Origin of the sequence: Aeromicrobium sp. Leaf350 (assembly GCF_916858655.1) — a bacterium.
Classification (GTDB): domain Bacteria; phylum Actinomycetota; class Actinomycetes; order Propionibacteriales; family Nocardioidaceae; genus Aeromicrobium.
Genome location: NZ_CAKASL010000002.1, coordinates 693624 through 719418, shown reverse-complemented (window position 1 = coordinate 719418; position 25795 = coordinate 693624). Strand labels below are relative to the sequence as shown.

The following is a 25795-nucleotide window of genomic DNA, read 5'->3' as shown; positions in this document are numbered from 1 at the left end:
CAAGCCGAGGACGTGCATGTCGACGCTCGACGATCTGCAGCGGGAGGTCCGCGCCAACGACGCCTCGAGCGACGGCGCCTTCCCGGCCGCGTCCTACGGCGCCATGCTCAAGCAGTCCCTGGCTCCGGCCGTGGGCGCGAAGGGCCGGGTCGTCTCCGTCGTGCCCGTGCAGGTCAGCGTCGACTCCGAGAACCGGCCGACGCCGTACCCCGGCAAGACCGTCTCGACCGAGGACGGCCTGGCCGCGTTCCTGAGCGACCGCCTGGTGGTGTGCTGGTCCCGCGAGGGCGAGCGCAACGTGTTCACGACGCACGCCATCAGCTACGACGACCTGAAGAAGGTCACCAGCACGACCTTCGAGCGTGACGGCCAGGAAGCCGTCGGCATCACGATCCGCGACCGCATCACGTGGACCATGCTGTTCTCGACCACGGTCGACGCCGACGTCGTCGCCGACTTCCACGAGAAGGCCGTCGACCTGCTCGAGACGGCTCTCGAGGCCCGCCGCATGAAGGCCGAGCCGAGCTCGACCACGTCCCCCCAGAAGTCCACCCCGAGGAGCTCCGTGTCCCGCCGCAACCTTGTCCTGACCGTCTCGACCGTCGCGATCATGGCGGTGATCGCCGCCCTCCTCGTGTGGAAGCCGTTCGGCGGGGGTGCCGACGACTCGCTCCCGGGCGTGACCGTCAGCGAGGGCGACGTCCCCGAGATCACCGTCGAGGAGCCGCTCGAGGTCGAGGAGCCGGAGACGGCCGTCCTGTCCGAGGGCGACGGCCCCGAGATCGACGCGAAGGACTACTTCCGCGCCGACTACATCATCGCCGACGGCGAGACGGGTGAGACGGTCGACTCCTCCTTCGGCGAGGGCGCCAACGGCGCACCCGCGGCCGCGATCGTCTTCCAGAACGTGGAGGCCTCCGAGGCGGAGTCCCCGCAGACGGCCCCCGGCCTGCCCGAGCCCATGATCTCGGCGCTCGAGGGCACCAAGGTCGGCTCGAAGGTGCTCGTCGGCATCACGGCCGGCGACTTCTTCGGCGACGCCGCCGCGCAGGTGGGCTACGAGCCCGGCCAGACGCTGATCTTCTACTTCGACATCACCGACTCGATCGACGTCAGCGCCGACGTCACGGCGCCCGAGGGCGACGAGGAGGAGCTGCCGGCCGGCATCCCGACCCCCGTCGTCGACGGTGACTCCGTGACCGGCGTCGACGGTGCGGCCGCTACCGGCCCCGCTGCCCTGGGTGTCTTCACGGTCGTCAAGGGCGACGGTGCCGAGGTCGAGGCCGACGACTTCGTCTACGCGAACTACGTGGGCCAGATCTACCCCTCGGGTGCCGTCTTCGACTCCTCGTTCGAGCGCGAGTCGCCGTCGCTGTTCCCGCTCTCCGGCGTCATCCCGTGCTGGACGGGGCAGCTGCCCGGCCAGACGATCGGCTCCCGCGTGGTGCTGACCTGCCCGTCGGACAGCGCGTACGGCGACGGTGGCGGTGCCGGCGGCCTGATCGCTCCCGGCGACTCGCTCACCTTCGTCATCGACATCGTCGACACCGTCTGAGGTAGGTCGCCATGGCCGAGCGCAAGTCCGAGCGGTTGATGAACCTCATCTTCCTGCTGCTCTCGACCCGCCAGTTCCTCACCAAGGAGCAGGTGCGCGCGGCCATCGACGACTACCGGGCGAGCAGCGACGACGCGTTCAACCGGATGTTCGAGCGCGACAAGGGGGAGCTGCGTGATCTCGGGATCCCGCTCGAGATCGGCAGCTTCGACCCGCTCCACGAGGACATGCAGGGCTACCGCATCCCGCGCGACGCGGCCGAGCTGCCCGACCTGGAGCTCACGGCCGAGGAGTCGGCCGTGATCGGTCTCGCCGCCCAGGTATGGGAACACGCCGGGCTCGCGGGGCAGTCGGGTGACGCGTTGATCAAGCTGAAGGCCGCCGGCGTCGCGATCGACACCAGTGCCGTCCCGCTCGCCCAGCCGCGCATCACGGCGGGGGAGCCGGCCTTCGACGCCGTCTGGGACGCCGTCCGCGCGCACCAGCCCATCCGCTTCCCGTACGGCCGCACCGGCGAGGACCCGGTGCAGCGGCACCTGCAGCCGTGGGGCGTGCTCTCCTGGCGTGGCCGCTGGTACGTCGGCGGTCACGACGTCGACCGGGGCGAACCGCGCCTGTTCCGGGTCTCCCGCATCCGGGGCGACGTGACCCCGGCCGGTCCGGCCGACTCCTACACCGTCCCGCCCGACACCTCGGTGCGCGACCTCGCCGCGTCCTTCACGGTCAACGACCCGGTGGGCGAGGCCGTGCTGCACGTCCGTCGCGACCGCGCCCTGCCCCTCCGGCGCCACGCGCTATCGGTCACCGAGCTGGACGACGACCTGGACGAGGTCGTCGTCGGGTACCGCTCGACCTGGGAGCTCGCCAGCACCGCAGCCTCCTTCGCACCGCACGTCCTCGTGGTGTCACCGCCGGAGGCACGGGCCATGGCGGTCGACGTGCTCCGCGCCTCCGTCGAGGCGAACGCGTGAGGCCCTCAGCGCGCGACGTGCAGCGTCGACTCGCGCTCGTGCCCTACCTGCAGAGCAAGCAGGGCGTCTCGGTCGACGAGGTGGCGCGCGAGTTCGGGGTCAAGCCCCGCGTCATCCGCAAGGACGTCGAGCAGCTCATGATGACCGGCGTCGGCTCGCTCGGCGGCGAGATGATCGACATCGACCTGTTCGCGTTCGAGGACGACGACCGGATCTACATCTCCAACGCCGACTTCATGACCCGGCCCATGCGCATCAACGCGGGGGAGGCCTCGGCGCTCATCGTGGCCCTGCGGGCCCTGCGTGACGCCACGAGCGGCGAGCACGTCGAGGTCGTCGACTCCGCGCTCAGCAAGCTCCAGACCGCCGTCGGCGGGCAGTCGCCCGAGTCGGTCGCCGTGGTGCTCGAGGCGGTCGACCAGAGCATCCTCACGACGGTGCGCCAGGGTCTGGGCGCGGGCCGCCGGCTCGAGATCGTCTACACGACTCCCTCCCGCGACGCCATCACGACGCGTCAGGTCGACCCGATCGCCACCTTCGTGCGCGAGGGACACGAGTACCTCGACGCCTGGTGCCACCGGGCCGGTGGCCAGAGGTTCTTCCGCCTGGACCGCATCGAGCGCGCGGAGGTGCTGGACGTCCCCGTCGAGAACCGTGCCGTGGCGCCCCGCACCGCCGGAGACGGGTTCTTCGCGGCCGGAGACGGCGGTCTGCGTGTCGAGCTCGCCGTGGCGCCGGGCGCGCGCTGGGTGGTCGAGCACTACGACGCCGAGATCCTCGACGACACGGGTGAGACCTGGATCGTCTCGCTGGTGGCGAGCGACGAGGCGTGGGCGCGCCGTCTGGCGCTGCGATCCGGCGGTGCCGTACGGGTCCTGGCACCGGACTCAGCACGCGCACAGGTGACGGAGCACGCCCGCTCAGCCCTGGCGGCGTACGATGGGCTCACGCCCGCAACCGAGGAGCTGTGATGTTCAAAAATATCGGCCCGACCGAGATCCTGCTGATCCTGGCGGTCGTGCTCCTGTTCTTCGGTGCCGCGAAGCTCCCCGAGCTCGCCCGAGGCAGCGGCCGCGCCCTCCGCATCTTCAAGTCCGAGATCAAGGGTCTCGAGGACGACGACCAGCGCCGCGAGGCCGAGAAGCCCGAGGCCGACGAGACGCCGCGTGCGCGTCAGGTCGAGATCACGCGCGTCGACGGTCCCGACGACAAGCACTGATCCGCCTTGGGGCGCGGGAAGGGCGCCGGCCAGGCGCCCGGCGGCACCATGCCGCTCATGGAGCACCTGCGTGAGCTGCGCACCCGGATCTTCCGCGGTGTGCTCGCGATCCTGGCGGCGACGGTCCTGGGCTTCGTCTTCTACTCCGAGCTGCTCGCGTTCCTGACCGAGCCGTACCGGCAGATCGAGCCCGACCTCGAGGCGCAGGGCATCGACACCAACCTCGTCATCACCGGCATCGGCGGCGCCTTCCAGTTCCAGCTCAAGATCGCCCTCGTCGCCGGCATCGTGCTCGCCAGCCCGGTGTGGATCTGGCAGATGTGGGCGTTCGTGCTCCCGGCGCTGCACCGCAACGAGCGGCGCGGCGCGCTGATCCTCACCGGCATCGGCGTGCCGCTGTTCCTCGCGGGGGTCGCCCTCGCCTACGTGATCCTCCCGAAGGCCATCCTGGTCCTGATCGGCTTCGTGCCCGACGGCTTCGAGAACCTCGTCAGCGGAGCGGAGTACTACGACTTCATCATCCGGATGATGCTCGTGTTCGGCGTCGCCGCGGAGATCCCGCTCGCGGTCGTGATGCTGAACCGGCTCGGCGTCGTCAGCGGACGCGCGCTCGTGCGCGCCCGCCCGTGGACCGTGGTCGCCATCTTCGTCTTCTCCGCCGTCGCGACGCCGAGCACCGACCCGCTGACGATGCTGTTCCTCGCGATCCCGATGACCCTGCTCTACCTGGTCTCGGAGGTCATCGCACGACTCACCGACCGGCGCCGCGCGAAGGCCGAGCCGGACGTCCCCGACGACGAGGCGTCGCCGCTGTGAGGCACGCGGCCCTGGTCGTGAACCCGATGTCGGGCAAGCACCGCGGCGAGGCGATCGGCGAGCAGGCGACGCGCCGACTGCGGTCGGCGGGCTGGACGGTCGACCGCGTCACCGGTGACGACGTGGTCTCGGTGCGGTCGTCGCTGGCCGCCGTGCTGGCCGGCGGGGCCGACACCGTCGTGGTCACGGGCGGGGACGGCGCGCTCCACGGGATCCTCGACCTGCTGGTCGAGGCCGACGCCACGCTCGGCCTGCTGCCGGCCGGGACGGGCAACGACCTCGCGCGCGCCCTCGAGCTGCCCTACCGCGACGCCGAGGCGTGCCTCGACGTCCTGCTGAGCAGCACGCCTCGTCGCATCGACCTCGCCCGGGTCGACGGGGCGGGGGAGTCCCGGCTCGTCGCCACGGTCGTGGCCTCCGGCTTCGACTCGAAGGTCAACGAGCGGGCGAACGCGATGACCTGGCCCCGCGGCAACATGCGCTACAACATCGCGATCGTGGCCGAGCTGCGCGCGTTCTCCCCGATCCCGTTCACGCTGGAGCTCACCGACGCCGCGGGGGAGTACTCGACCGTCGAGACCGACGCGATGCTCGTCGCGATCGGCAACGGCCCCTCGTTCGGAGGAGGTCTGCGCATCGCCCACGGCGCCTCGCTCTACGACGGCCTGCTCGACGTCTGCCTGATCCGCCCCGTCAGCCGGACGCTGCTGATCCGCACCTTCCCGAAGCTCACGAAGGGCACGCACGTCTCGATGCCGGAGTTCGAGCGGTACCGCGTCCGGTCCGTGCGCATCGACGCCCCGGGGATCGTCGCGTACGGCGACGGCGAGCGCCTCGGGGCGCTGCCCCTGACGGCCGAGGTCCTGCCCGGGGCACTCTCGGTGCTCGCGCCTCCCACGCGCGTCTGAGCGACGTCCGTAGGCTGGGGTCATGCCCAGTCCGTCGGAGGCCTACGCGCGGTCGCGGGCCGAGCGCCAGCACCCCCACCTCACTGAGTTCCGCGGCCACCACTCCTTCCCGCTCGACGACTTCCAGGTCGAGGCGTGCCGCGTGGTCGAGGACGGCCAGGGCGTGCTCGTGGCGGCCCCCACCGGGTCGGGCAAGACGATCGTGGGCGAGTTCGCGGTGCACCTCGCGCTCGCAACCGGCCGCAAGTGCTTCTACACGACCCCCATCAAGGCGCTGTCGAACCAGAAGTTCCACGACTTCGGCGAGCGCTACGGCACCGAGAACGTCGGCCTGCTGACGGGTGACAGCAGCATCAACGGTGACGCCCCGATCGTGGTCATGACGACCGAGGTCCTGCGCAACATGCTGTACGCCCGCTCGCGCACCCTCGAGGGCCTCGGCTACGTCGTGATGGACGAGGTGCACTACCTCGCCGACCGCTTCCGCGGCGCCGTCTGGGAGGAGGTCATCATCGGCCTCCCGGAGTCGGTCAGCATCGTCTCGCTCTCGGCCACGGTCTCCAACGCCGAGGAGTTCGGCGAGTGGCTCACCGAGGTGCGCGGCAACACCGTGACGATCGTCGAGGAGAGCCGACCGGTGCCGTTGCACCAGCACGTGCTGGTCGGCCGCAAGCTGTTCGGGCTCTTCGAGGAGGGTGCCGCGAGCCCCGAGGGCGGCCCCGTCGTGAGCCGACAGCTGGAGCGGTTCGCGCGCGACGACTGGCAGCTGAGCCGCATGCAGAAGGGGCGTCCCAAGAAGGGCGGCCACCGACCGCGCACCCGCCACACCACGCCGTCCCGGCTCGACATCGCCATGAAGCTCGAGCAGGAGGGCCTGCTGCCGGCGATCGACTTCATCTTCAGCCGAGCCGGCTGCGCCGCGGCCGTGCAGCAGCTCCTGGACGCGCGCGTCATGCTCACGAGCGCGGAGGAGCGCCTCGAGATCGAGAGCTACGTCGACGAGGCCTGCGCGCACCTGCCCGACGAGGACCTCCACGTGCTCGGGTTCCACGAGTTCCGCGAGGCCCTCGGTCGAGGCGTCGCCGCCCACCACGCCGGCATGCTGCCGACGTTCAAGGAGTGTGTCGAGCACCTGTTCAGCCTGGGCCTCGTGCGCATGGTGTTCGCCACCGAGACCCTCGCGCTCGGCATCAACATGCCCGCGCGCTCGGTCGTGATCGAGAAGCTCAGCAAGTGGAACGGCGAGGCGCACGTCGACGTGACGGCGGGGGAGTACACCCAGCTCACCGGTCGCGCCGGTCGGCGCGGCATCGACGTCGAGGGCCATGCCGTCGTGCTGTGGCAGGCGGGCTTCGATCCGCGCCAGGTCGCCGGGCTGGCCTCCCGCCGCACGTATCCGCTCAACTCCTCGTTCCGGCCCTCGTACAACATGGCGGTCAACCTGGTGGCCCAGGTGGGTCGCAAGACGGCTCGCGACCTCCTCGAGCAGTCGTTCGCCCAGTTCCAGGCCGATCGCGGGGTCGTCGGCCTCGCCCGTCAGATCCACAAGTCCGACGAGGCCCTGGAGGGCTACGCCGAGGGCGCCACGTGCCACCTCGGCGACTTCATGGAGTACGCCGACCTGCGGCGTCAGATCGGTGACATCGAGAGCGAGGGCTCGCGGGCCCGCAAGGCCAAGGCGCGGGAAGGCGTCGCCTCGTCCCTGCTGGCGCTCAAGCGAGGCGACATCATCGAGGTCCCGCGCGGCAAGTGGGCCGGGTCGGCCGTCGTCCTCGACCCGGGCCACGCCGCCGACCGCGAGGGCCCGCGGCCGTTCGTGCTCACCGAGGGCCGGCACGCGCGCCGGCTGGCGGCGGTCGACTTCACCGGGCCGGTCGAGCCGCTCGGCCAGATGCGGGTGCCCAAGAACTTCAACCCGCGCAGCCCGCAGTCCCGGCGCGAGCTCGCCACGACGCTGCGCAGCCGCGCTCCGCTGCGTCGTGACGCGGTGGAGCGCCAGGGCCGCTCGCTGCACACCGGCGGCTCCGGGCCGACCGACGAGGACCCGCGCGTGACCGAGCTGCGCCGGCTCATCAAGGCGCACCCGTGCCATCAGTGCCCCGACCGCGAGTCGCACGCCCGGTGGGCCGAGCGGTACCAGCGGCTCGAGAAGGAGACCCTGCAGCGCCGTCGCACGATCGAGCAGCGCACCAACACCGTGGCGCGCGAGTTCGACCGCGTCTGCGAGGTGCTCGACGAGCTCGGCTACCTCGAGGGCGACACCATCACCGACACCGGGCGCCGCCTCCAGCGCATCTACGGTGAGCTCGACCTGCTCATCAGCGAGTGCCTGAACCAGGGGGTGTGGAACGGTCTGACGCCCGCCGAGCTGGCCTCCGTCGCGAGCGGTCTCACGTACTCCTCGCGAAACGTCGACGACGCGCCGCCGCCGCAGTTCGTGACCCAGAAGTCGCACGACGTCGCGACGCGCATGGGGCAGATCCATCTCGACCTGGCCGCGCTGGAGCGTCGTCACCGTCTGCGCTTCCTGCGCGACCCCGACTTCGCCTTCGCCGAGGGCGTGGGCCTGTGGGCCGACGGCGCACCGCTGCACGAGGTGCTGAGCGTCACCGGGCTCGCCGCCGGCGACTTCGTGCGTTCGGTCAAGCAGCTGATCGACGCCCTCGCCCAGATCGCCGTCGCTGCCGGCGACGACACGGCGCTGCGATCGACCGCCCGCAAGGCGCTCGACGCCCTCCGCCGCGGCGTGATCAGCTACAGCTGAGCCAGGAGGCGCTCGACCGGGCTGGCGACGCCCCAGCGCTCGCCGAAGGCCCGCAGCCCGTCCGCGTCGGGCTGCGGGAGCGGATCGGGCACGGCGACGTCGAGATCGGCCCGCACGGTCACGACGGTGCGCGCCGCGGCGATGTAGTCGCGTGACTCCAGGAGGGACGCGCGGGGACGGGGCTTGATCGACGAGGCGTCGTCCTCCGCGGCGGCGAGGATGCCGTCGAGGTCGGAGAACTCGTTGACGAGTGCCGCGGCGGTCTTCTCGCCGATGCCTGCGACCCCCGGCAGGCCATCGCTGGCGTCGCCGCGCATCACGGCGTAGTCGACGTACGTGGCGGGGTCGATGCCGTACTTCTCACCGATCCACGCCGCGTCGACGGTGTCGAGCTTCGCGACACCGCGAGCCGTGTAGAGGACCCGCACGGAGCGCGAGTCGTCGACGAGCTGGAAGAGGTCCCGGTCGCCGGTGACGACGTCGACGGGACCCTTCCAGGTGTGGGACAGGGTGCCGATCACGTCGTCCGCCTCGGCGTCGGGTGCTCCGACGACCGGGATCCCCGCGAGGGCGAGCACCTCGGCGATCAGCGGGACCTGCGGTGCCAGGAGGTCAGGGGTCTCCTCGGCGTCGGCGCTGCCGTCGGCCAGGCGCTGGGTCTTGTAGCTGGGCACGAGATCGACGCGCCACTGCGGTCGCCAGTCGTCGTCCCAGCACGCCACCACGGCGGCCGGCGCGTCGTCCTCGCGGGCGATCAGCGTGGCGGCGAAGTCGATCATTCCGCGCACGGCGTTGACGACGGTGCCGTCAGGACCCTTGAGGGAGTCCGGGATCCCGAAGAACGCGCGGTAGTAGAGGCTCGCGGTGTCGAGGAGCAACAGGCGTCCGGGCATGCCGCGATCCTAGGCTCTTTCAACGGTGTGATGTACCTCACACTCGCCGTGACTGTCGGACCGCGGGAACGTCCGGCCCGAGAATGGGGGGCATGACCGCCGTGCTCCGCAGGACCACCCACGCCACCGTCGGTGTCATCGTCGTGCTGCTCCTGACCGCGATGGTGGTCGTCGCGTTCCGCGGCCTGGACGAGGACGTGCTGACGTCGCCCGCACCGGCGGGGGAGGACGGCGCCGGTAGCGACGACGTCGCACCCGGCGCGGACCCGGTGCCCGGCCTCGAGGGCACGCCCGTCGCACCCGGGGCGACCTGGGACGCAGCGGACGACCTGGCGCTCGTCTCGCAGGACGTCACGCTGTCCGAGGTGGGCAGCCCGTCCCACCCCGCGACGACCGTCTCGAGCACGACCCCGGCACCCCGTCCGACGACGAGCACACCCCCGGTCACCACCCCTCCGGCCACGACTCCGCCGGTGGTGACGCCCCCGCCGACGACGCCTCCACCGGTCACGCCGCCGGTGACGCCTCCGCCGGTCACCCCGCCCCCGGCACCTGCCCCGACGTCGGTCGTGAACGTCTCGGTGCTGTCGGGCGGCAACCTGGTCTCGGTGTCGGTGAACCCGGGCGGATCGAACCTGCTGAACCTGAACCTCCTGCAGCCATGACCCGCTGGGTAGGCTCCTCGCATGCAGCGACTGGAGCGTGCCCGTGACCTCGCCGGAGCCTCCGGCATCGACGCCCTGCTGGTGACGCCCGGCGCGGACCTGCGCTACCTGTCCGGGTACGCCGCGAAGCCGCTGGAGCGGCTCACGTGCCTGGTCGTGCCGGTCGGTGCCGACCCGTTCCTGGTCGCCCCGAACCTCGAGGTCGCGGCCGCGGAGGCCGCAGGTGTCGACGTCGAGATCGTCGGCTGGAACGAGACCGACGACCCCTTCGCGATCCTGGCGGCCCGGCTCGGCGACGTGCAACGGATCGCGCTCGACGACGAGATGTGGGCCGCCCGTGTGCTCGCCCTGCGTGCGGCGCTCCCGAGCACCGAGCAGGTGCTCGCCGGACCCGTGATCTCCCAGCTGCGCATGCGCAAGGACCCGGCCGAGGTCGAGGCGCTGCGCGAGGCCGGCGCCGCGATCGACCGCGTCCACCGGCGCATGGCCGAGTGGCTGCGCCCCGGTCGCACGGAGCGGGAGGTCGGCCACGACATCGCACGCGCGATCGTCGAGGAAGGCCACGAGACGGTCGACTTCGTCATCGTCGGCAGCGGCCCGAACGGCGCCTCGCCCCACCACGAGGTCTCCGACCGCGTCATCGAGGCCGGCGACCCGGTCGTGGTCGACATCGGCGGCACCACGCCGGCCGGCTACTGCTCCGACAGCACGCGCAACTACCTGGCCGGCGGTGAGGTGCCCGCGGCCTACGCCGAGGCCTACGCCGTCCTGCACGAGGCCCAGGAGGCCCAGCGGGCGTACGCCCGTCCCGGCGTCACGGCCGAGTCGATCGACCGGGTCGGGCGCGACATCATCGCCGACGCCGGCTTCGGCGAGCTGTTCATCCACCGCACGGGTCACGGCATCGGCACCCAGACCCACGAGGAGCCCTACATCGTCGAGGGCAACGACCTCGTGCTCGAGCCGGGCATGGCCTTCTCCATCGAGCCGGGGATCTACCAGCCCGGCCGCTTCGGCGCGCGGATCGAGGACATCGCGGTGTGCACCGAGGACGGTCTCGCCGTCCTCAACGACACCGAGCGCCAGCTCGTCGTGCTGGGCTGAGCGGGTCCACGACGTGAGGTTCCGCACCGCTGCGCTGCTGGTCGTGCTGTCGGGCCTCGTGTCGTCCTTCGCCTTCGAGCCGCTCGCGCTCCCGTACGTCATGGTGCTGGCGGTCGCGCTGCTGTTCGCGGTGGTGCTGCGTGTGCCGGACCTGCGCTGGAAGGGCGTGATGGCCCTCGGGTTCCTGTGGGGGCTGGCCTTCTTCGGTCCGTTGATCTGGTGGATGCGGGCCGTGAGCGACGGCGCGTACGTCGCGCTCGTGATCGCCGAGGCCGTGCTGCTGGGCGTCGTCGTGCTCGGGCTGCACGCCGTGGCCCGCCTGACCTGGTGGCCGGTCCTCATGCCTGCCGTCTGGGTGCTCGGCGAGCAGGTGCGCGGCTCGTTCCCGTTCACCGGGTTCCCCTGGGGGCGCCTCGTCCACACGGCTCTCGACACGCCCCTGGAGTCCTGGGTCCGACTCGTCGGCATGCCGGCCACCTCGTTCCTGATGGCGGGCCTGGCGGCGGCGCTGCTGGTCCTGGTCGACCTCGCCGCCCGTTTCCGGCTCGTCGCTGCCGCCACGATCGTCGGGGCGATCCTGCTCGGCGGCCTGCTGCCGACCGGCGTCGCCGGGTCGGACGGCGATGCCCGATTCGCCCTGGTGCAGGGCGACGTGCCGGGGGAATTTCTGCAGTGGCCGCGGGGGGCGATCTTCAAGCTCCACGCGGAGGAGACGCAGCGACTCGTCGACCGCATCGAGGACGGTGACACCGACGCCCCCGACGTCGTGCTGTGGCCGGAGAACTCCACCGACAGCGACCCGCGCGAGAACGCCGAGGAGTCGGCTCGGCTCGACCAGCTCGTGGCCGACCTGGGGGTGCCGATCCTGGTCGGCGGCATCCTCGACGGCCCGACGGACGACACCGCCGAGAACGCCGGCCTGGTCTGGACCGAGGACGGTCCGGGCGAGAAGTACGTCAAGCGCAAGCCGGTGCCCTACGGCGAGTACGTGCCGTTCCGGGACGCGCTGGGCGGCCTCGTCCCGCGCATCGACCGCGACATCCCCCGCGACCTGGTGGCGGGCGACGAGCCCGGCGCCCTCACGGTCAACGGGCTCCGCCTCGGCGACACGATCTGCTACGACATCGCCTATGACGGCGTGGTCGACCAGGCCATTGCGGACGACGCCCAGGTGCTCGTGGTCCAGACCAGCAACGCAGCCTTCACCGGCACCTCCCAGCCGAGTCAGCAGTGGTCGATCTCCCGCCTGCGCGCGATCGAGACGGGCCGCTGGGTCCTCGTGCCCTCGACGAACGGCATCTCCGGCGTGATCGACGCCGACGGGGAGGTCGTGGCGCAGGCGCCGCTGCGGCAGCCCGCCACGATCGAGACCGACGTGCCGCTGGCCGAGGGCTCCACCCCGGCCGCCCACCTCGCCGGTCCGGCGGGCTGGGCCGTCATGATCCTGGGTGTGGTGGGATGGACCCTTGCCCTGGTGTCGAGACGACGGGAGGACGCGCGGTCGTGACCACCTTGGTCGTCGTGCCCACCTACGACGAGGCGGAGTCCTTGCCCCGACTCCTCGACGGCCTGGCCGTCCATGCGCCCGACTGCGACGTGCTGGTCGTCGACGACGCCTCGCCCGACGGCACCGGTCTGATCGCCGACCGTCTGGCCCGTCTCGACCCCCGCGTCCACGTGCTGCCCCGCTCCCGCAAGCAGGGACTCGGCGTCGCGTACCGCGCGGGATTCGCCTGGGCCCTGGCGCGGGAGTACGACGTCGTCGTCGAGATGGACGCCGACGGGTCGCACCGTCCGCAGGACCTGCCCGTGCTGCTGGCGCGCATCGACGAGGGGGGCGCGGACCTCGTGCTCGGCTCCCGGTGGGTGCCGGGCGGCGGGGTCGTCAACTGGCCCTGGTACCGCCGGCTGATCTCCCGGGGTGGCACCTGGTACGCGCAGAAGGCGCTGGCCATCTCGGTCACGGACGCCACCGGTGGGTTCCGGGCGTTCCGTCGGTCGACCTTGGAACGCCTTCCCCTGGACCGCATCGCGTCGCAGGGCTACTGCTTCCAGATCGACCTGGTCCGCCGCGTCTTGGCCCTGGGCATGACGGTCGAGGAGGTGCCGATCACGTTCGTCGAGCGCACCCGCGGCCGCTCGAAGATGAGCGGGTCGATCGTGCGCGAGGCGCTCTGGCGCGTCACCCTCTGGGGTGTGAAACGCCGAGCCAGGCGGATGCGATCCGTCCTGACCCGGCGCTCGTAGACCGGTCGTCGGTCAGCGGCTCGAGGCCGCCTTCTTCTTGGTGCGTCGGTGCAGGTGCGGCGGGCCGATCTCACCGGCGCGCAACAGCTCGATGCGCTCGGTGAGGATCTCCTCGAGCTCGTCGACGGAGCGACGCTCGAGAAGCATGTCCCAGTGCGTACGCACGGGCTTCTCGTTCTTCGCTTCCGGCTCGGCGCCGTCGACGAGGCGACCTACGATGCCGCTCTTGGGGTCTTCCCACTGCAGGGGGACCTCGGCCTCCTGCGCCATCGTGACGGTGAAGGTGCGGCCGTCGGGCAGGACGTACTCGACCTCCTGCCGGGGCGCCATCTCGACACCGCGCTCGTCCTCGAAGCTCTGACCGCCCAGTCGCGCACCGCGCAAGGCTCGCTCAGCCATGATCGGACTCCTCTCGTGTCGTCTCTCGCGTCAACGTACGGGACCTGCGTGAGATTCCCCTGAGGGTGCACCCCCGGCGCAAACGCCTGTGACCTTCCATTCAGCCCGAGGTCGCGCGGTCCCGCACGTCGGACGGAACGGCGAGCAGGGCCAGCAGGCCGGCGCCGAGCACGATCATGATGCCGAGGATGCCCCACCGGTCGTCGCCGCCGAGGAACACGCACAGCCCGAACAGGGCGGGGGACAGGAACGAGGCGGCCCGCCCCGTCATCGCGTAGAAGCCGAAGTTCTGGCCCTCGAGGCCCGGAGGCGTCAGCCGGATCAGGTAGCTGCGCGCCGCGGACTGGGCCGGGCCGACGAACAGGCAGAGCATCAGGCCGAAGATCCAGAACATCGTCGAGCCCGAGACGAACAGCAGCACGACGCCCGCGACCAGCATCGAGGTGAGCGACACCACGATGACGACCCGTGGGCCGCGCAGGTCGTCGAGCCGACCCGCGGCGAGCGCTCCCGCCGCGGACACGACGTTCGCGACGATGCCGAAGATGATGACGGTGTCGTCGGTGAACCCGTAGACCGTGACCGCCAGGATCGCGCCGAACGCGAAGACCCCCGCGAGCCCGTCGCGGAACACCGCGCTGGCCACCAGGTACTGCAGCACGACGCGGTCCTCGCGCCACATGCGCTTGAGGTCCCGGGCGACGTCGCGGTACGACTGCACGATGCCGACCTTCGCGGCCGGGCTCGCGTCCGCGGGCAGCTCCGGCACGAGGAACAGGACGGGCAGGGCGAAGACGGCGAACCAGACCGCCGCCAGCACGGCGACGATGCGGATGTTCAGGCCGTCCTCCGTCGAGACGCCCAGCAGGCCGCCGTCGCCCGTGATCAGGCCGAAGAAGCAGATCAGCAGCAGGACGATGCCACCTAGGTAGCCGAACGCCCAGCCGATCGCCGAGACCCGGCCGACGTTGCCGGGGGTCGAGACCTGTCGCAGCATCGCGAAGTACGGCACTTGCGACAGCTCGAACATGATCTCGCCGATCACCAGCAGCAGGAGCCCGAGCCAGAGGTACGACGGGTCGTCGCGGACGAAGAACATCAGCGCCGTCATCGCCACGACGCCCGCGGTCAGGAGCGCCAGCGAGCGTCGTCGACCGCCGCCGGCGTCGGAGCGTCGTCCGGTGACCGGAGCGAGCAGCGCGATGACGACCGATCCGGCCGCCACCGACCACGCCAGCCACGTGCTGGCCGAGATCGGTCCGTCGAGGTCGTCACCGACCCCGTCGACGAGATAGACCGAGAACACGAACGTGATGATGACCGCGTTGAACGCGGCCGACCCCCAGTCCCACAGGCTCCAGGCCAGCACCTGCCGGCGGGTGGTCGCGGTGGCGACGGCCTCGGTCATCGGTTCCCCCAGGTTCCGCGCGCGACGAGGGTGTCGCGCAGCACGTCGGTCCGGTCGGTGAAGATGCCGTCGACGCCGAGGTCGACGAGCCGCTCGATCTCACGCGACTCGTCGATCGTCCACACGAGGACGCCGGCACCGGTCGCGTGGGCGGCCTCGACGAAGCGACGCGTGACAACCGGGATGCCCTTGCGGCGCGCCGGCACGCTGAGCCAGCGGTAGTCGACGCGCCGGCGGGACGGCGGGACCAGCAGCGCCTCGACCACCTCGCGCCGGGAGGCGGCCGTCTCGACGCCGGGCAGCCGGCGACGGATCGCGAGGGTGCGCCGGTGGTCGAAGCTGCCGAGACAGACCCGATCGGTGGCCTCGAGCCGCTCGATGACGCGGCAGGTCTCCTCGACCGCGTCGGCGGCCTTGACGTCGATGCTGAACCACGCGTCGGGGTGGGCCTCGAGCAGCTCGTCGAGCCGGGGGATGCGAGCGCGGCCACCCAGGCGGAGCTCGTCGACCTGCGCGGAGTCGAGGTCGCCGACGTGCAGCCGCTGGCCGGTGAGCCGGCGCAGCTTCACGTCGTGGCACACGTAGGCGACACCGTCGCGCGAGCAGACGACGTCGGTCTCGAGGTGGCGGTAGCCGAGGGACGCCGCGTGCGCGAAGGCCTCGAGCGAGTTCTCGATGCCGACGTTGTCCGCGGTGAGACTTCCACCGCGGTGAGCGATCGCCAGGGTCACGGCCACCACGCTAGGCGGTCGCCGGGTCAGATGTCCCGGAAGGTCTCGATCCGCGCGCCGAGGGCGTTCAGACGCTCGGCGAGGTCCTCGTAGCCACGGTTGATCACGTAGACGTTGCGCAGCACCGACGTGCCCTTGCCCGCGAGCATCGCGAGCAGGATGACAACCGCCGGGCGCAGGGCCGGCGGGCACACCATCTCCGCGCCGCTCCAGTGCGTCGGCCCCTCGACCAGGACCCGATGGGGGTCCATCAGCGTCACGCGCGCACCGAGCTTGTTGAGGTCGGTGAGGTAGATCGCCCGGTTCTCGTAGACCCAGTCGTGCAGCATCGTCTGCCCCGTCGCGGTGGCCGCGATGACCGCGAAGAACGGCAGGTTGTCGATGTTGAGCCCCGGGAACGGCATGGGGTGGATCTTGTCGATCGGAGCCCGCATGGGGGAGGGGTGCGTCGTGATGTCGACCAGACGCGTGCGGCCGTTCTCGGCGAGGTACTCGTCGCTCTGGTCGTACCGGAAGCCCATGTCCTCGAGCACCGCGAGCTCGATCTCCATGAACTCGATCGGCACGCGACGCACCGTGATGCTGGACTGCGTCACGATCGCGGCGGCGATCAGGCTCATGGCCTCGATCGGGTCCTCGCTCGGCGCATACTCGACATCGCGGCTGATGCGCGTCTTGCCGGTGACCCGCAGGGTCGTGGTGCCGATGCCCTCGATCTCGACGCCGAGCTCGGTCAGGAAGAAGCACAGGTCCTGGACCATGTAGTTCGGGCTGGCGTTGCGGATGATCGTGACGCCGTCGACGCGCGCGGCGGCGAGCAGCGCGTTCTCGGTGACGGTGTCGCCGCGCTCGGTCAGGACGATGGCCTTCTCGGGCACGTGCGGCGTGGCGTCGGCGTGGTAGCTGCCCTCGGTGGCGACGACCTTGAGGCCGAAGTGCTTGAGGGCGGTCATGTGCGGCTCGACCGTGCGCGTGCCGAGGTCGCAGCCGCCGGCGTACGGCAGCTCGAAGGTCGTCTCGCGGTGGATCAGCGGGCCGAGGAACATGATGATGCTGCGCGTGCGCCGGGCGGCCTCCTCGTCCATCGCGTCGAGCTTGAGCTCCGCCGGGACGACGAGCTCCAGGTCGTTGTCGGTGTTGAGCCAGCGGGTGCGGACGCCGATCGAGGACAGCACCTCGAGCAGGCGGTTGACCTCCTCGATGCGCGCGACCTTGCGCAGCACCGTGGTGCCCTCGTTGAGCAGGCAGGCGCACAGCAGGGCGACGCCGGCGTTCTTGCTGGACTTCACGTCGATGCTGCCGTGCAGCTCGGTGCCGCCGTGGACGCGCAGGTGGCTCGGGCCCGAGGACCCGACGTTGACGAGGCCGGAGTCGAGGGCGTTGCCGATGCGCGCCACCATCTCGAGGGTCAGGTTCTGCTGGCCCTTCTCGATGCGGTTCACCGCGCTCTGGCTGGTGCCGAGGGACTCGGCGAGCTGCGCCTGGGTCTTGTTCGCGCGGACGCGTGCGTCGCGGATCATCGTGCCGATGCGCTCGAGGTAGTCGTCGGTCATCTGATCAGCGTATCTCGTATGTGAGATACGACAAATCACCCCTCCGCGCGGCGAGGCGGGGTCAGCAGCAGGGCCACGACGACCCCCAGCAATGCGACCGCGCCACCGACGAGCCCGAGGGCCCCGACCTCGACCACGGGGTCGAGCAGGTCCAGCAGCTCGGCCGTCACGACCTGTCCGGCGATCATGCACAGACCCAGGACGAGCACGCCGTACGTCTGCACGGCGACGGCCGCGATCATGATGAACCCGATGCCGAGCACGCCGCCCAGGTAGTACCAGCCCGCGGTCGGCAGCGCCCCGACCCGACCGTCGACGAGGAACGAGACGGCCAGGAGCACCAGCAGCGCGGTCGTGCCGACGAGGAAGTTGTTCCAGGTCGTCGCGGGGGACTGGACGACGGCGGAGACCCGCCCGTTCAGCGCCTGTTGCACGGCCTGGGCGGTACCCGCGACGAACGCGAGCGCCGCGAGACCGACCGTCAGCCAGGTGGCTCCGGCGTCGAGCTGCTCGATCGCCTTCAGCAGCACCGCGACGATCGCGCAGGCTGCGGCGACGGTGCGTCCGACCGAGACGGCCTGGACGCCCCCGGGACCGAATCCGAGGTGATCGACCGCGAGCGAGCTCAGCGACTGGCCCGCGGTGAACGCGACGATGAACAGCGCCACGCCGATCGTGCCGACGGCGATGCCCTGGCTGGCGACGAACAAGGCCCCACCGAGTCCGCCGACGAGCTCGTACCAGCGCAGCCGACGCGAGGAGCGCGCATGGGCGAGCCGCCGCATCGAGCGGCGACCGGACTCGGTGGTCACGACGATCAGGGTCATGACGGCGAGCCCGCTGCCGAAGCTGATGACGGCGGCCAGCGTCCCGGCCCGCAGTCCGGTGCCGATCTCGCCGGCGAGGGCCCCGTTCACGCGGGACTGGAAGGCCACCAGGGCACCGGCGAGCACCATGAGCGGGACCATGAGGCCCCGGGGGAGAGTCAGGTTCACGCGGTCGTGACCTCGGTGCTCCCGGTCTGGCCGAGGCCGCGCATGTCCTGCACGCCACCGTGGTTCGAGACGTGGCCCCAGTACATGCCGTGGGCGAGATCCGAGACGGTGCGGTCGTGGATCGGGAAGACGGTGCGCGGGGCGACCCGGGTCACGAAGTCGACGGTCTCGGACACCTTGGCCCATGGAGCGGCGAGGGGGAGCGCGAGCACGTCGACTCCCTCGGGGGCGGTCGCGTAGCTGTCGCCCGGATGGAACAGGGTCACTCCCTCGGCGACCAGGAGCACACCGACGTTCGCGATCCGCGGGATCGTGCGCAGGATCTCGGCGTGGACGGCACCCGCCGCACGGATCACGAGGCCTCCCAGGTCGAGCTCGTCGCCGTCGACGTGGGCCTGCCAGGGCGAGCCCATCTCGTCGGCGGTCGCCGGGTCCGCCAGCAGCACGGCGCTCGTGTTCGCCTCGAGCAGCACGGACACACGTTCGCGGTCGAGGTGGTCCGGGTGCTGATGGGTCACCACCACGGCGTCGAGCTCGGTCAGCCCGAAGGCCTCGTCGGTGCTGAAGGTGCCCGGGTCGACCAGGACGCGGCGACCGGCCGCCTCCACGAGCACGGCGGCGTGTCCGAAACGGGTGATCTGCACCCGCCCATCATGCGCTCAGGCGTCGAGCCGCCCGACGTCCGGGGCGTCAGCGCCGAAGTAGCGGTACATCTGCTCGTCCCGGTACGCCCGCGCCCATCGGTCGATGCGTCGTCGTCCCGCCGCCGTGCGCATGAGCACGCGGTACCGCCACAGGTTGCCGGGCAGGACCATCGCGGTCGCCCACGGCAGACGCGCGGGCAGCCGGAGGTCGGCCAGGCCGCGCCGCCCCAGGAAGGGGCGCAGCATGCTGAGCAGCCGTCGCGGCGCGTACCAGCGTTGGAACCTCGCGAACCGGCGGAAGTGCAGCTGGGTCTGGGCCTCCACGATCGACTGCGAGAGCAGGGCCCCGGCCTCCGTGACGTCGTCCTGGGCCAGCAGCACGTGGTAGTTGAGCCGGTGCTGCTCGCGCTCGGCGTCGAAGAGCCAGTCGTCGTCGACGCCCATGAGCCACCCGACGTACTTCCACAGGTGCATGACAGCGAGGGACTCCTCCCGCGTCACGCGCACGCCCAGGGCGCGCACCCCCAGCAGGAGCGCGCCCGTGAACAGGCCGAGGGTCGCCGCCTGGTCGGTCTGGTTGATCGGCCGGCCCCAGTGCGCCGAGTCCCAGTCGGGGTGGTCGTCGTACCGGTGGTTCACCAGGGCGTGCATCAGGCGCACGTGCGCGGTGAGCTTCCACCCGGCCCCGTCGCGCAGCATCGCGTCGTGCTCCGTCACGGCGATGCTCCACTGCTGCGTCTCGGCCAGGCGACGCCGCGTCATGTCGCCCGTGAGGCCCCCGGTGGCGACCAGGAGGTCCGTCGGTCCGCCGAAGCGGTAGCCGCCGATCAGCGACAGCTGCAGCAGGACGTCGCCCGCGTTGCGGCCGAGGCGGCGGTACACCTCGCCGCCGCGGTTCATCAGGTCGACGTCGACCCAGTCCGGGGTCTGCTCGAGCGTCGCGAAGAACTCACGCAGGGCCGGCGGCGCATCGGGCACGGCCTCGATCCCGTGAGCCAGCGCCCGATGGAACTGCTCGAGCCGCACCCGGTCCGGGCCCTTCGAGCGCACTGCGGCCGCCAGCCGGGCACCTGGCTCGTCGACGGCCCAGTGCCGCTCGCCGATCCGGGTCATGAGGTCCTCGTCGACCTCGCGCACCCGACCGACCACGCGGAGGAGCTTGCCGATCTGGGCGCCGCGGTCCTCCGCGGCCCGGAATCGGGTCGGTGGAGCCGTCCGGACGAGCTGGTCTGTCATGCCGGGAGCGTGACACGAGCAATGACTCGCATACAATTCGCGTATGACCTCTCCCGCACCCGGACTGCGCAAGGCACCTCGCCAGGAACGGTCACGGCTCATGGTCGAGCGCATCGTCGCGGGTGGACGCCAGGTCCTCGTCGAGCACGGCTACGAGCGCACGACCACGAACCGCGTGGCTGAGGCGGCCGGCATCAGCCCGGGTTCGCTGTACCAGTACTTCCCGAACAAGGAGGCCGTGCTGGCGGCCGTGGTCGACGCGTACTCCGCCGAGATCGCCGACCAGCTCGCCACGGTCGTCACCGATCGCTTCGCCCTGCCGCCACTGGAGCTCATGCGGGCCTCGTACGACGAGCTGCTCGACATCCTGATCGCCAACCGGGAGTCCGTGCGCCTGATGACGCGCGAGCTTCCCCGTGCTCGCGTCGCGCCGCATGTCGAGCAGCTCGAGCGCCGGGTCAGCGACCTGGTCGGCACGTACCTCTCGGTCGCCCGGCCCACCGACCGCGTGAGTCCCGCGACGTCCGCCTGGATCCTCGTGCGCATGGTCGAGCACCTGTGCGTCCAGTTCGTGCTCGACGAACCGCCCTTCGACCGCGAGACGCTCGTGGACGAGCTCGTGCGGCTCAGCGCCGGACACCTGGCCTGATCACCCAGCCGATCGAGGTCCGGCACCGAACCACCGTCATGGGACTGCTCGCCGACGCCCAGGCCCTGATGATGGGCGCCTCCGCACGCATGACGGTGCACTACGGCCGCGACCGGGTCTTCGCCGGCGGCGACCTGCCGGACCCACGCCGGTTGATCGTCCCGACCCGCCACGGGCGCATCCGCTGCGACGTCTACGCCGATCCGACGCGGACGGAGCCCGCGCCCGTCCACGTGCACCTGCACGGCGGCGCCTTCCTGATGCGCTACCCGAAGATGGACGACTTCTGGTGCCGCTACCTCGTGGCCGAGGCCGGTGTCACGGTCGTCAACGTCGACTACGACATCGCTCCTCGACGGCGGTACCCCGTGGCTCAGGAGCAGGCGTACGACGTCCTGGCCTGGGTGCAGAAGCAGGCCGACGACTGGGACCCGACCCGCACGACCCTCAGCGGGTTCAGCGCCGGCGGCAACCTGGCCGCAGCCGCCTGCCTCCAGGCCGTCGACCTGGGCACGCCGCTCCCGCGGCTGCAGCTGCTCGGCGTGCCGTCGCTCGACGTGTCCACGACGGACAAGCCGGCGCCGGCCGGGGCGATGATCTCGCCCGCCGTGATCGACCTGGTGCGGCGGACCTACTTCCGCGACGAGAGCCGGCGCACCGAGCCGTACGCATCGCCGCTGCTGGCACCCGACCTCACGGGGCAGCCGCCCACGCTGGTCGTCACGGCCGGACGCGACCGACTCCGTGCCGAGGCCGTCGCCTACGTCGCCCGGCTCGCCGAGGCGGGGGTGCCCGTCGACCACCTCGACCTGCCCGACCGCGACCACTACTTCCTGGACGGACCGCGCGAGCGGGCCCACGACGTGATGCGATCGATGGCGACAGCGGTGCGGGACGCCTGACACAGTGGGCGCATGACGTCCGAGCGCGAGGTCCTCACCTGGGAGCTGTTCGGCACCGCGAGCCGCGAGCTCGCCGCCACCGTGCACGCCGACGGCTTCGAGCCGGACGTCGTGCTCGGGATCGCGCGTGGGGGACTCGTGCCCGCCGGCGCCATCGCCTACGCGCTCGACTGCAAGAACCTCTTCGCGCTCAACGTCGAGTTCTACACCGGCGTCGGGACCACGCGTGACGCGCCGATCATCCTGCCGCCGTACCTCAACGCGGCCGATCTCGACGACAAGCAGGTGCTGGTCGTCGACGACGTCGCCGACAGCGGCCGCACGCTCGAGCTCGTCGTCGACTTCTGCCGCGGCCACGGTGACGACGTGCGCACCGCGGTGCTCTACGACAAGCCGGGCTCCGTCGTGACTCCCACGTACTCCTGGCGCACGACCGACCGGTGGATCAACTTCCCGTGGTCGGAACCGCCCCTGGTCGACCGGACGGGCATCGTCGACGTGTGACGTCCGGCGGACGGGGTGAGACTGAGGACATGGCTCCCGACACGACACCCGTGAAGACCACCGACGTCCTCGACGCAGGACTCGACGACTGGGTCCTGGCCGAGCGATGGCTGCACGCCCGCTTCACGACGTCCGACTTCGCCGCAGGTCTCGCGCTCGTGAACGCGATCGGTGCCGCGGCCGAGGACGCGAACCACCATCCGGACGTCACGCTGCGCTACGGCCACGTCGACGTGCACCTGCGCAGCCACGACGCCGGGGACCTGACGTCGCGGGACGTGGACATGGCGCGCCGCATCTCCGAGCTGGCCGCCGAGCACGGCGTGACGGGCACACCGTCAGCCGTCCGTCTGCTGTCGCTCGCCCTGGATGCTGCTGACATCCCGGCTGTCGGGCGCTTCTGGTCGGCCGCCTTCACCGGCGCGCCCGACAACGTCGACGAAGACGACGTCGTCGACCCGGACACGCACGAGCTGGTGATGTGGCTGCAGCAGACCGATCCCCACGCCGAGCCGCGCCAGCGGTTCCACCTCGACCTGTGGGTCGCGCCCGACGCCGCCGAAGCCCGGATCGCGGCGATCGTGGACGCCGGGGGAGTCCTGGTCAGTGACGACGAGGCGCCGTCGTTCACGGTGCTCGCCGATCCGGAGGGCAACAAGGTCTGCATCTGCACGTGTCTCGACCGCCGGCCGTGAGCGGGGCCCAGTGCGAGGGAATCTTCGAGCCGCCCGAGCGTTGACCACTGCGTGAAGAAGATCGGGTTCCTGTCCTTCGGCCACTGGTCCGACACGCCGCACTCGCAGACGCGCACCGCCTCGGACGTGCTGCTGCAGTCGATCGACCTGGCCGTCGCCGCCGAGGAGCTGGGCGCCGACGGCGCCTACTACCGCGTGCACCACTTCGCGCGGCAGCTCGCCTCCCCGTTCCCGCTGCTGGCCGCCGTCGGTGCCCGCACGTCGCGCATCGAGATCGGCACCGGCGTGATCGACATGCGCTACGAGAACCCGCTCTACATGGCGGAGGACGCCGGGTCGGCCGACCTCATCTCCGGCGGCAGGCTGCAGCTGGGCATCAGCCGCGGATCACCCGAGCAGGTCGTCGAGGGCTACCGGTACTTCGGGCACGTGCCGTCGGAGGGCCAGACCGACGCCGACCTGGCCCGCACCCACGCCGACGTCTTCATGCAGGTCATCAGCGGTGAAGGCTTCGCGCAGCCGAACCCCCGGCCGATGTTCCCGAACCCGCCGGGCCTGTTGCCGATCGAGCCGCAGTCGCCGGGTCTGCGCGACCGGATCTGGTGGGGCGCCGGCAGTCGCGCGACGGCCGAGTGGACGGCTGAGCAGGGGTACAACCTGATGAGCTCGACCCTGCTCACCGAGGACACGGGCGTGCCGTTCCACGAGCTGCAGGCCGAGCAGATCCAGCGGTTCCACGACGCCTGGAAGACCGCTGGCCACGAGCGCACGCCGCGCACCTCGGTGAGCCGCAGCGTCTTCCCGATCGTCGACGACCGCGACCGCGCGTACTTCGGCGGCTCGGGCAGCACCGACCAGGTCGGCTACATCGACGGGGGAGTGGCGCGCTTCGGCAAGACGTACGCGGCCGAGCCGGACGTGCTGATCGAGCAGCTGCGCGAGGACTCCGCGATCGCTGCGGCCGACACGCTCCTGCTCACGGTGCCCAACCAGCTGGGCGTCGACTACAACGCTCACGTGCTGGAGTCGCTCCTGACGCACGTGGCCCCGGCACTCGGCTGGCGCTGAGCGACCAGGAGTCCCTGGGCGCGTGCACCCGGATCCGTCCGCGTGCGCGCGTCGAGCACGGAGAACCCGGCTCGCTCGAGGCGTTCGCTCAGGGCGTCCACCGACCAGTAGTAGGCCGTGGTCACGGCGTGGTCGAACGGCTCTTGCGCGGGACCGTCGAAGAATCCGATCGCCAGGGTCCCGCCCGGCCGGATGCAGCGGGCGAGCTCTGCGAGCGGCTGGTGGAGCAGGTCCGGGTGGGTGTGGATGAGGGAGAACCACGCGAGGACGCCGCCCAGGCTCGCGTCCTCCACTCCGAGGTCCTCGGCGCGTCCGGCGCGGCACCGCGACGACGGATAGCGCGCTCGCGCATGGACCAGGAACGCCGCGACCGGCTCGACGCCCTCGACGTCGGCACCGGCCTGGTGCAGGAAGCTCGTCCACTGGCCGGGTCCGCACCCGACGTCGATGATCGGGCCGTCGACCGACCGGGCCCACGCCAGGAGTGCGGCGCGGTCGGTCTCGGCGGCGTGCTCGATCATGCCCACGACCTCGACGTACTCCGCGGCTCGTGCCGCGTACGCCTCGCTCACGACGTCAGACATCACGCGGCGTGGACGAACTCGACGGCGAAGGCGGGCTTCGGAAGATCACTCTCGCGGTCCAGGAGCTCGAGCAGGATGCCGTGTCCCTTGCGGGCGTGGTCGCGCTTGCACCGGTGCTTGAGGTTGAGCCCGGTCGTGCGGCCCTCGGGCCAGGGGATGACGTGGTCGAGCTCGCACTCGTCGGCCGGCACGAGACATCCGGGTGTTGCGCAGGTGCCGGACCGGAAGGCCAGGGCGCGCCTGAGGACGGCCGGCGGACTGTAACCCGCGTACTCGTGGGCGAGGACGTCCTTGGTGATCGGGTGGAGCAGCATCCGGTGCCAGAACGCATCTCCGGCGAAGGCCGAGTGGAGCAGCCAGTCGGTCGGCACCTGCCAGGAGCCGTCAGCAGCCTCGGCGGGCCCCTCGACCGCACCGGTGAGGACCGAGGCATCGATCATGACCGCGACGTCGCACCGCAGGCCGACGGCGGCGGGCAGCTCGTCGGCCGGGGCCGAGGTGAGCAGGTGGGTGAGGAGATCGGCTCGACGCTGCTCATGGGTGCGGTCGATGCCGTCAGCCTTGTCGGTGGCCTTCATCGCCGTAGCCGTTCGCTGCAGGCGCTTCTGGATCGCCGCAGCGTGGTGCGAGGGCAGATAGGCGTGCAGCCACGCCATGCCGTCGTCGGTGTGGTCGACGACGACGTGCCGCTTGGCTCGCTCGGCGTTGGCGCGCTCGGTGAACAGGTCGGCCTCGACGCGGGCGACGAAGCGTCGCAGCCAGCGCCGCAGCTCGGTCACGGTGTGCTCGCGGGCATAGGGGGCGGCTTCGTCGTCGAGGCGCTGGATCGAGTCGTCGCGCTCGAGCTTCTCGATGGTCAGCGAGATCTCGCGCACGCGCACGGCGTCGATGTGCCCGGCCTGGAAGGCTGCCCAGGTCCTCGGTCCGTGCTCGATGGCACGGTCGGCCGAGGCGAGCCGATGGACGACCTGACCCTCGGACATCTGCAGCTCGCGGGCGATCTGCAGATGGATGGCCATCCGCTCCAGGCCCTGTCGCATCGGCGAGGCGTCGCGCCTCAACCGGGTGAGGGCGTTGTCGCGGAACGTGACCATCGCCGTCCACTCGCGGGCCTCCGCCTGGGCCCGCTCGCGGCGCGCCTGACTCAGCTCGCGCAGCGTGCCGGGAGGGGGAGTGGACATGCGTCCATCATACTCGAACACATGTTCGAGGACAACTGTTCTCGCCGGACTTTCGGCGGTTTTCCGGTGGTTTTCCATCGTCGCGGCGCGTTCGGATCCTCGGC

Annotated in this window: 26 protein-coding genes; 16 read left to right on the top strand and 10 right to left on the bottom strand. The window is 71.2% G+C overall.

Translation table 11 applies throughout. The features are described from left to right. Positions 1 to 16: 16 nt before the first annotated feature. Genes LO931_RS12505 through LO931_RS12475 form a run of 7 tightly spaced genes read left to right on the top strand, consistent with a single transcriptional unit; the run spans position 17 to position 8233 of the window. Positions 17 to 1555 carry an FKBP-type peptidyl-prolyl cis-trans isomerase gene (locus LO931_RS12505; protein ID WP_229053976.1) on the top strand — a complete coding sequence of 513 codons (1539 nt, stop codon included), beginning with the start codon at positions 17 to 19 and terminating at the stop codon, positions 1553 to 1555. An 11-nt stretch (positions 1556 to 1566) separates the two neighbouring features. Then, positions 1567 to 2526 (top strand): YafY family protein, encoded by a 960-nt coding sequence (locus LO931_RS12500; protein ID WP_229053974.1) that lies wholly within the window; start codon positions 1567 to 1569, stop codon positions 2524 to 2526. Then, positions 2523 to 3497 carry a YafY family protein gene (locus tag LO931_RS12495; protein ID WP_229053973.1) on the top strand — a complete coding sequence of 325 codons (975 nt, stop codon included), beginning with the start codon at positions 2523 to 2525 and terminating at the stop codon, positions 3495 to 3497. Before LO931_RS12500 ends, LO931_RS12495 begins: the two co-directional genes overlap by 4 nt. Then, a complete protein-coding gene (gene tatA, locus LO931_RS12490) occupies positions 3497 to 3745 on the top strand; it encodes a twin-arginine translocase TatA/TatE family subunit (RefSeq protein WP_229053972.1) in 249 nt (82 codons plus the stop codon). The genes LO931_RS12495 and tatA overlap by 1 nt, the downstream gene beginning before the upstream one ends. 57 nt (positions 3746 to 3802) lie before the next feature. After that, a complete protein-coding gene (gene tatC, locus LO931_RS12485; RefSeq protein WP_229053970.1) occupies positions 3803 to 4561 on the top strand; it encodes a twin-arginine translocase subunit TatC in 759 nt (252 codons plus the stop codon). Next, on the top strand, positions 4558 to 5469 hold the full coding sequence (locus tag LO931_RS12480) for a diacylglycerol kinase family protein (protein WP_229053967.1): 912 nt from the start codon (positions 4558 to 4560) through the stop codon (positions 5467 to 5469). The genes tatC and LO931_RS12480 overlap by 4 nt, the downstream gene beginning before the upstream one ends. A gap of 22 nt (positions 5470 to 5491) precedes the next feature. Next, positions 5492 to 8233 (top strand): RNA helicase, encoded by a 2742-nt coding sequence (locus LO931_RS12475; RefSeq protein ID WP_229053965.1) that lies wholly within the window; start codon positions 5492 to 5494, stop codon positions 8231 to 8233. On the opposite strand, the gene LO931_RS12470 is transcribed toward LO931_RS12475, so the two are convergent. Next, on the bottom strand, positions 8224 to 9126 hold the full coding sequence (locus LO931_RS12470; protein WP_229053963.1) for a 5'-3' exonuclease: 903 nt from the start codon (positions 9124 to 9126) through the stop codon (positions 8224 to 8226). The genes LO931_RS12475 and LO931_RS12470 overlap by 10 nt on opposite strands. Before the next feature lie 92 nt (positions 9127 to 9218). Here LO931_RS12470 and LO931_RS12465 point away from each other — a divergent pair, with 92 nt between their 5' ends. The 4 genes from LO931_RS12465 to LO931_RS12450 are packed head-to-tail and all read left to right on the top strand — an operon-like array spanning position 9219 to position 13142. After that, complete coding sequence (locus LO931_RS12465; RefSeq protein ID WP_229053961.1) at positions 9219 to 9791, top strand: hypothetical protein; 573 nt, start codon at positions 9219 to 9221, stop codon at positions 9789 to 9791. 21 nt (positions 9792 to 9812) lie between these two features. Next, positions 9813 to 10895 (top strand): Xaa-Pro peptidase family protein, encoded by a 1083-nt coding sequence (locus LO931_RS12460; RefSeq protein WP_229053959.1) that lies wholly within the window; start codon positions 9813 to 9815, stop codon positions 10893 to 10895. Positions 10896 to 10908: 13 nt separating this feature from the next. Continuing rightward, entirely contained in the window at positions 10909 to 12402 is a 1494-nt protein-coding gene (gene lnt, locus LO931_RS12455) for an apolipoprotein N-acyltransferase (protein WP_229053957.1), read from the top strand. Then, entirely contained in the window at positions 12399 to 13142 is a 744-nt protein-coding gene (locus LO931_RS12450; RefSeq protein WP_229053955.1) for a polyprenol monophosphomannose synthase, read from the top strand. The genes lnt and LO931_RS12450 overlap by 4 nt, the downstream gene beginning before the upstream one ends. Before the next feature lie 12 nt (positions 13143 to 13154). Here LO931_RS12450 and LO931_RS12445 read toward each other — a convergent pair whose 3' ends face one another. From LO931_RS12445 to LO931_RS12415, 7 genes are all read right to left on the bottom strand, one after another. After that, on the bottom strand, positions 13155 to 13541 hold the full coding sequence (locus LO931_RS12445; protein WP_229053953.1) for an RNA polymerase-binding protein RbpA: 387 nt from the start codon (positions 13539 to 13541) through the stop codon (positions 13155 to 13157). A 100-nt stretch (positions 13542 to 13641) separates the two neighbouring features. Then, on the bottom strand, positions 13642 to 14949 hold the full coding sequence (locus tag LO931_RS12440) for an MFS transporter (RefSeq protein ID WP_229053951.1): 1308 nt from the start codon (positions 14947 to 14949) through the stop codon (positions 13642 to 13644). Continuing rightward, on the bottom strand, positions 14946 to 15680 hold the full coding sequence (locus LO931_RS12435) for a glycerophosphodiester phosphodiesterase family protein (RefSeq protein ID WP_229053949.1): 735 nt from the start codon (positions 15678 to 15680) through the stop codon (positions 14946 to 14948). The genes LO931_RS12440 and LO931_RS12435 overlap by 4 nt, the downstream gene beginning before the upstream one ends. 26 nt (positions 15681 to 15706) lie before the next feature. Next, positions 15707 to 17233: a UDP-N-acetylglucosamine 1-carboxyvinyltransferase gene (locus LO931_RS12430; protein ID WP_229053948.1), complete on the bottom strand. Its 1527-nt coding sequence runs from the start codon at positions 17231 to 17233 to the stop codon at positions 15707 to 15709. 35 nt (positions 17234 to 17268) lie between these two features. Beyond that, positions 17269 to 18228: a DMT family transporter gene (locus tag LO931_RS12425; RefSeq protein ID WP_229053947.1), complete on the bottom strand. Its 960-nt coding sequence runs from the start codon at positions 18226 to 18228 to the stop codon at positions 17269 to 17271. After that, positions 18225 to 18872 (bottom strand): MBL fold metallo-hydrolase, encoded by a 648-nt coding sequence (locus LO931_RS12420; RefSeq protein WP_229053946.1) that lies wholly within the window; start codon positions 18870 to 18872, stop codon positions 18225 to 18227. Before LO931_RS12420 ends, LO931_RS12425 begins: the two co-directional genes overlap by 4 nt. Positions 18873 to 18887: 15 nt before the next feature. Then, positions 18888 to 20108, bottom strand: a complete 1221-nt coding sequence (locus LO931_RS12415) for an oxygenase MpaB family protein (RefSeq protein WP_229053944.1) — start codon at positions 20106 to 20108, stop codon at positions 18888 to 18890. A gap of 43 nt (positions 20109 to 20151) precedes the next feature. Between LO931_RS12415 and LO931_RS12410 the strand changes: the two genes are divergently transcribed. Genes LO931_RS12410 through LO931_RS12390 form a run of 5 tightly spaced genes read left to right on the top strand, consistent with a single transcriptional unit; the run spans position 20152 to position 23926 of the window. Beyond that, complete coding sequence (locus LO931_RS12410; protein WP_229053942.1) at positions 20152 to 20757, top strand: TetR/AcrR family transcriptional regulator; 606 nt, start codon at positions 20152 to 20154, stop codon at positions 20755 to 20757. A gap of 38 nt (positions 20758 to 20795) precedes the next feature. Beyond that, on the top strand, positions 20796 to 21659 hold the full coding sequence (locus LO931_RS12405) for an alpha/beta hydrolase (protein ID WP_229053940.1): 864 nt from the start codon (positions 20796 to 20798) through the stop codon (positions 21657 to 21659). A gap of 12 nt (positions 21660 to 21671) precedes the next feature. Next, on the top strand, positions 21672 to 22163 hold the full coding sequence (locus LO931_RS12400) for a phosphoribosyltransferase (RefSeq protein ID WP_229053938.1): 492 nt from the start codon (positions 21672 to 21674) through the stop codon (positions 22161 to 22163). Positions 22164 to 22192: 29 nt separating this feature from the next. Beyond that, a complete protein-coding gene (locus LO931_RS12395) occupies positions 22193 to 22858 on the top strand; it encodes a 4a-hydroxytetrahydrobiopterin dehydratase (RefSeq protein ID WP_229053936.1) in 666 nt (221 codons plus the stop codon). 51 nt (positions 22859 to 22909) lie between these two features. Beyond that, positions 22910 to 23926 carry an LLM class flavin-dependent oxidoreductase gene (locus LO931_RS12390; protein WP_229053934.1) on the top strand — a complete coding sequence of 339 codons (1017 nt, stop codon included), beginning with the start codon at positions 22910 to 22912 and terminating at the stop codon, positions 23924 to 23926. Here the strand turns inward: LO931_RS12390 and LO931_RS12385 are convergent. Next, positions 23872 to 24510: a class I SAM-dependent methyltransferase gene (locus tag LO931_RS12385; RefSeq protein ID WP_229053931.1), complete on the bottom strand. Its 639-nt coding sequence runs from the start codon at positions 24508 to 24510 to the stop codon at positions 23872 to 23874. The two genes, LO931_RS12390 and LO931_RS12385, sit on opposite strands and share 55 nt — an antisense overlap. After that, positions 24510 to 25691, bottom strand: a complete 1182-nt coding sequence (locus tag LO931_RS12380) for an HNH endonuclease signature motif containing protein (protein ID WP_229053925.1) — start codon at positions 25689 to 25691, stop codon at positions 24510 to 24512. The genes LO931_RS12385 and LO931_RS12380 overlap by 1 nt, the downstream gene beginning before the upstream one ends. Between the last annotated feature and the right edge of the window lie 104 nt (positions 25692 to 25795).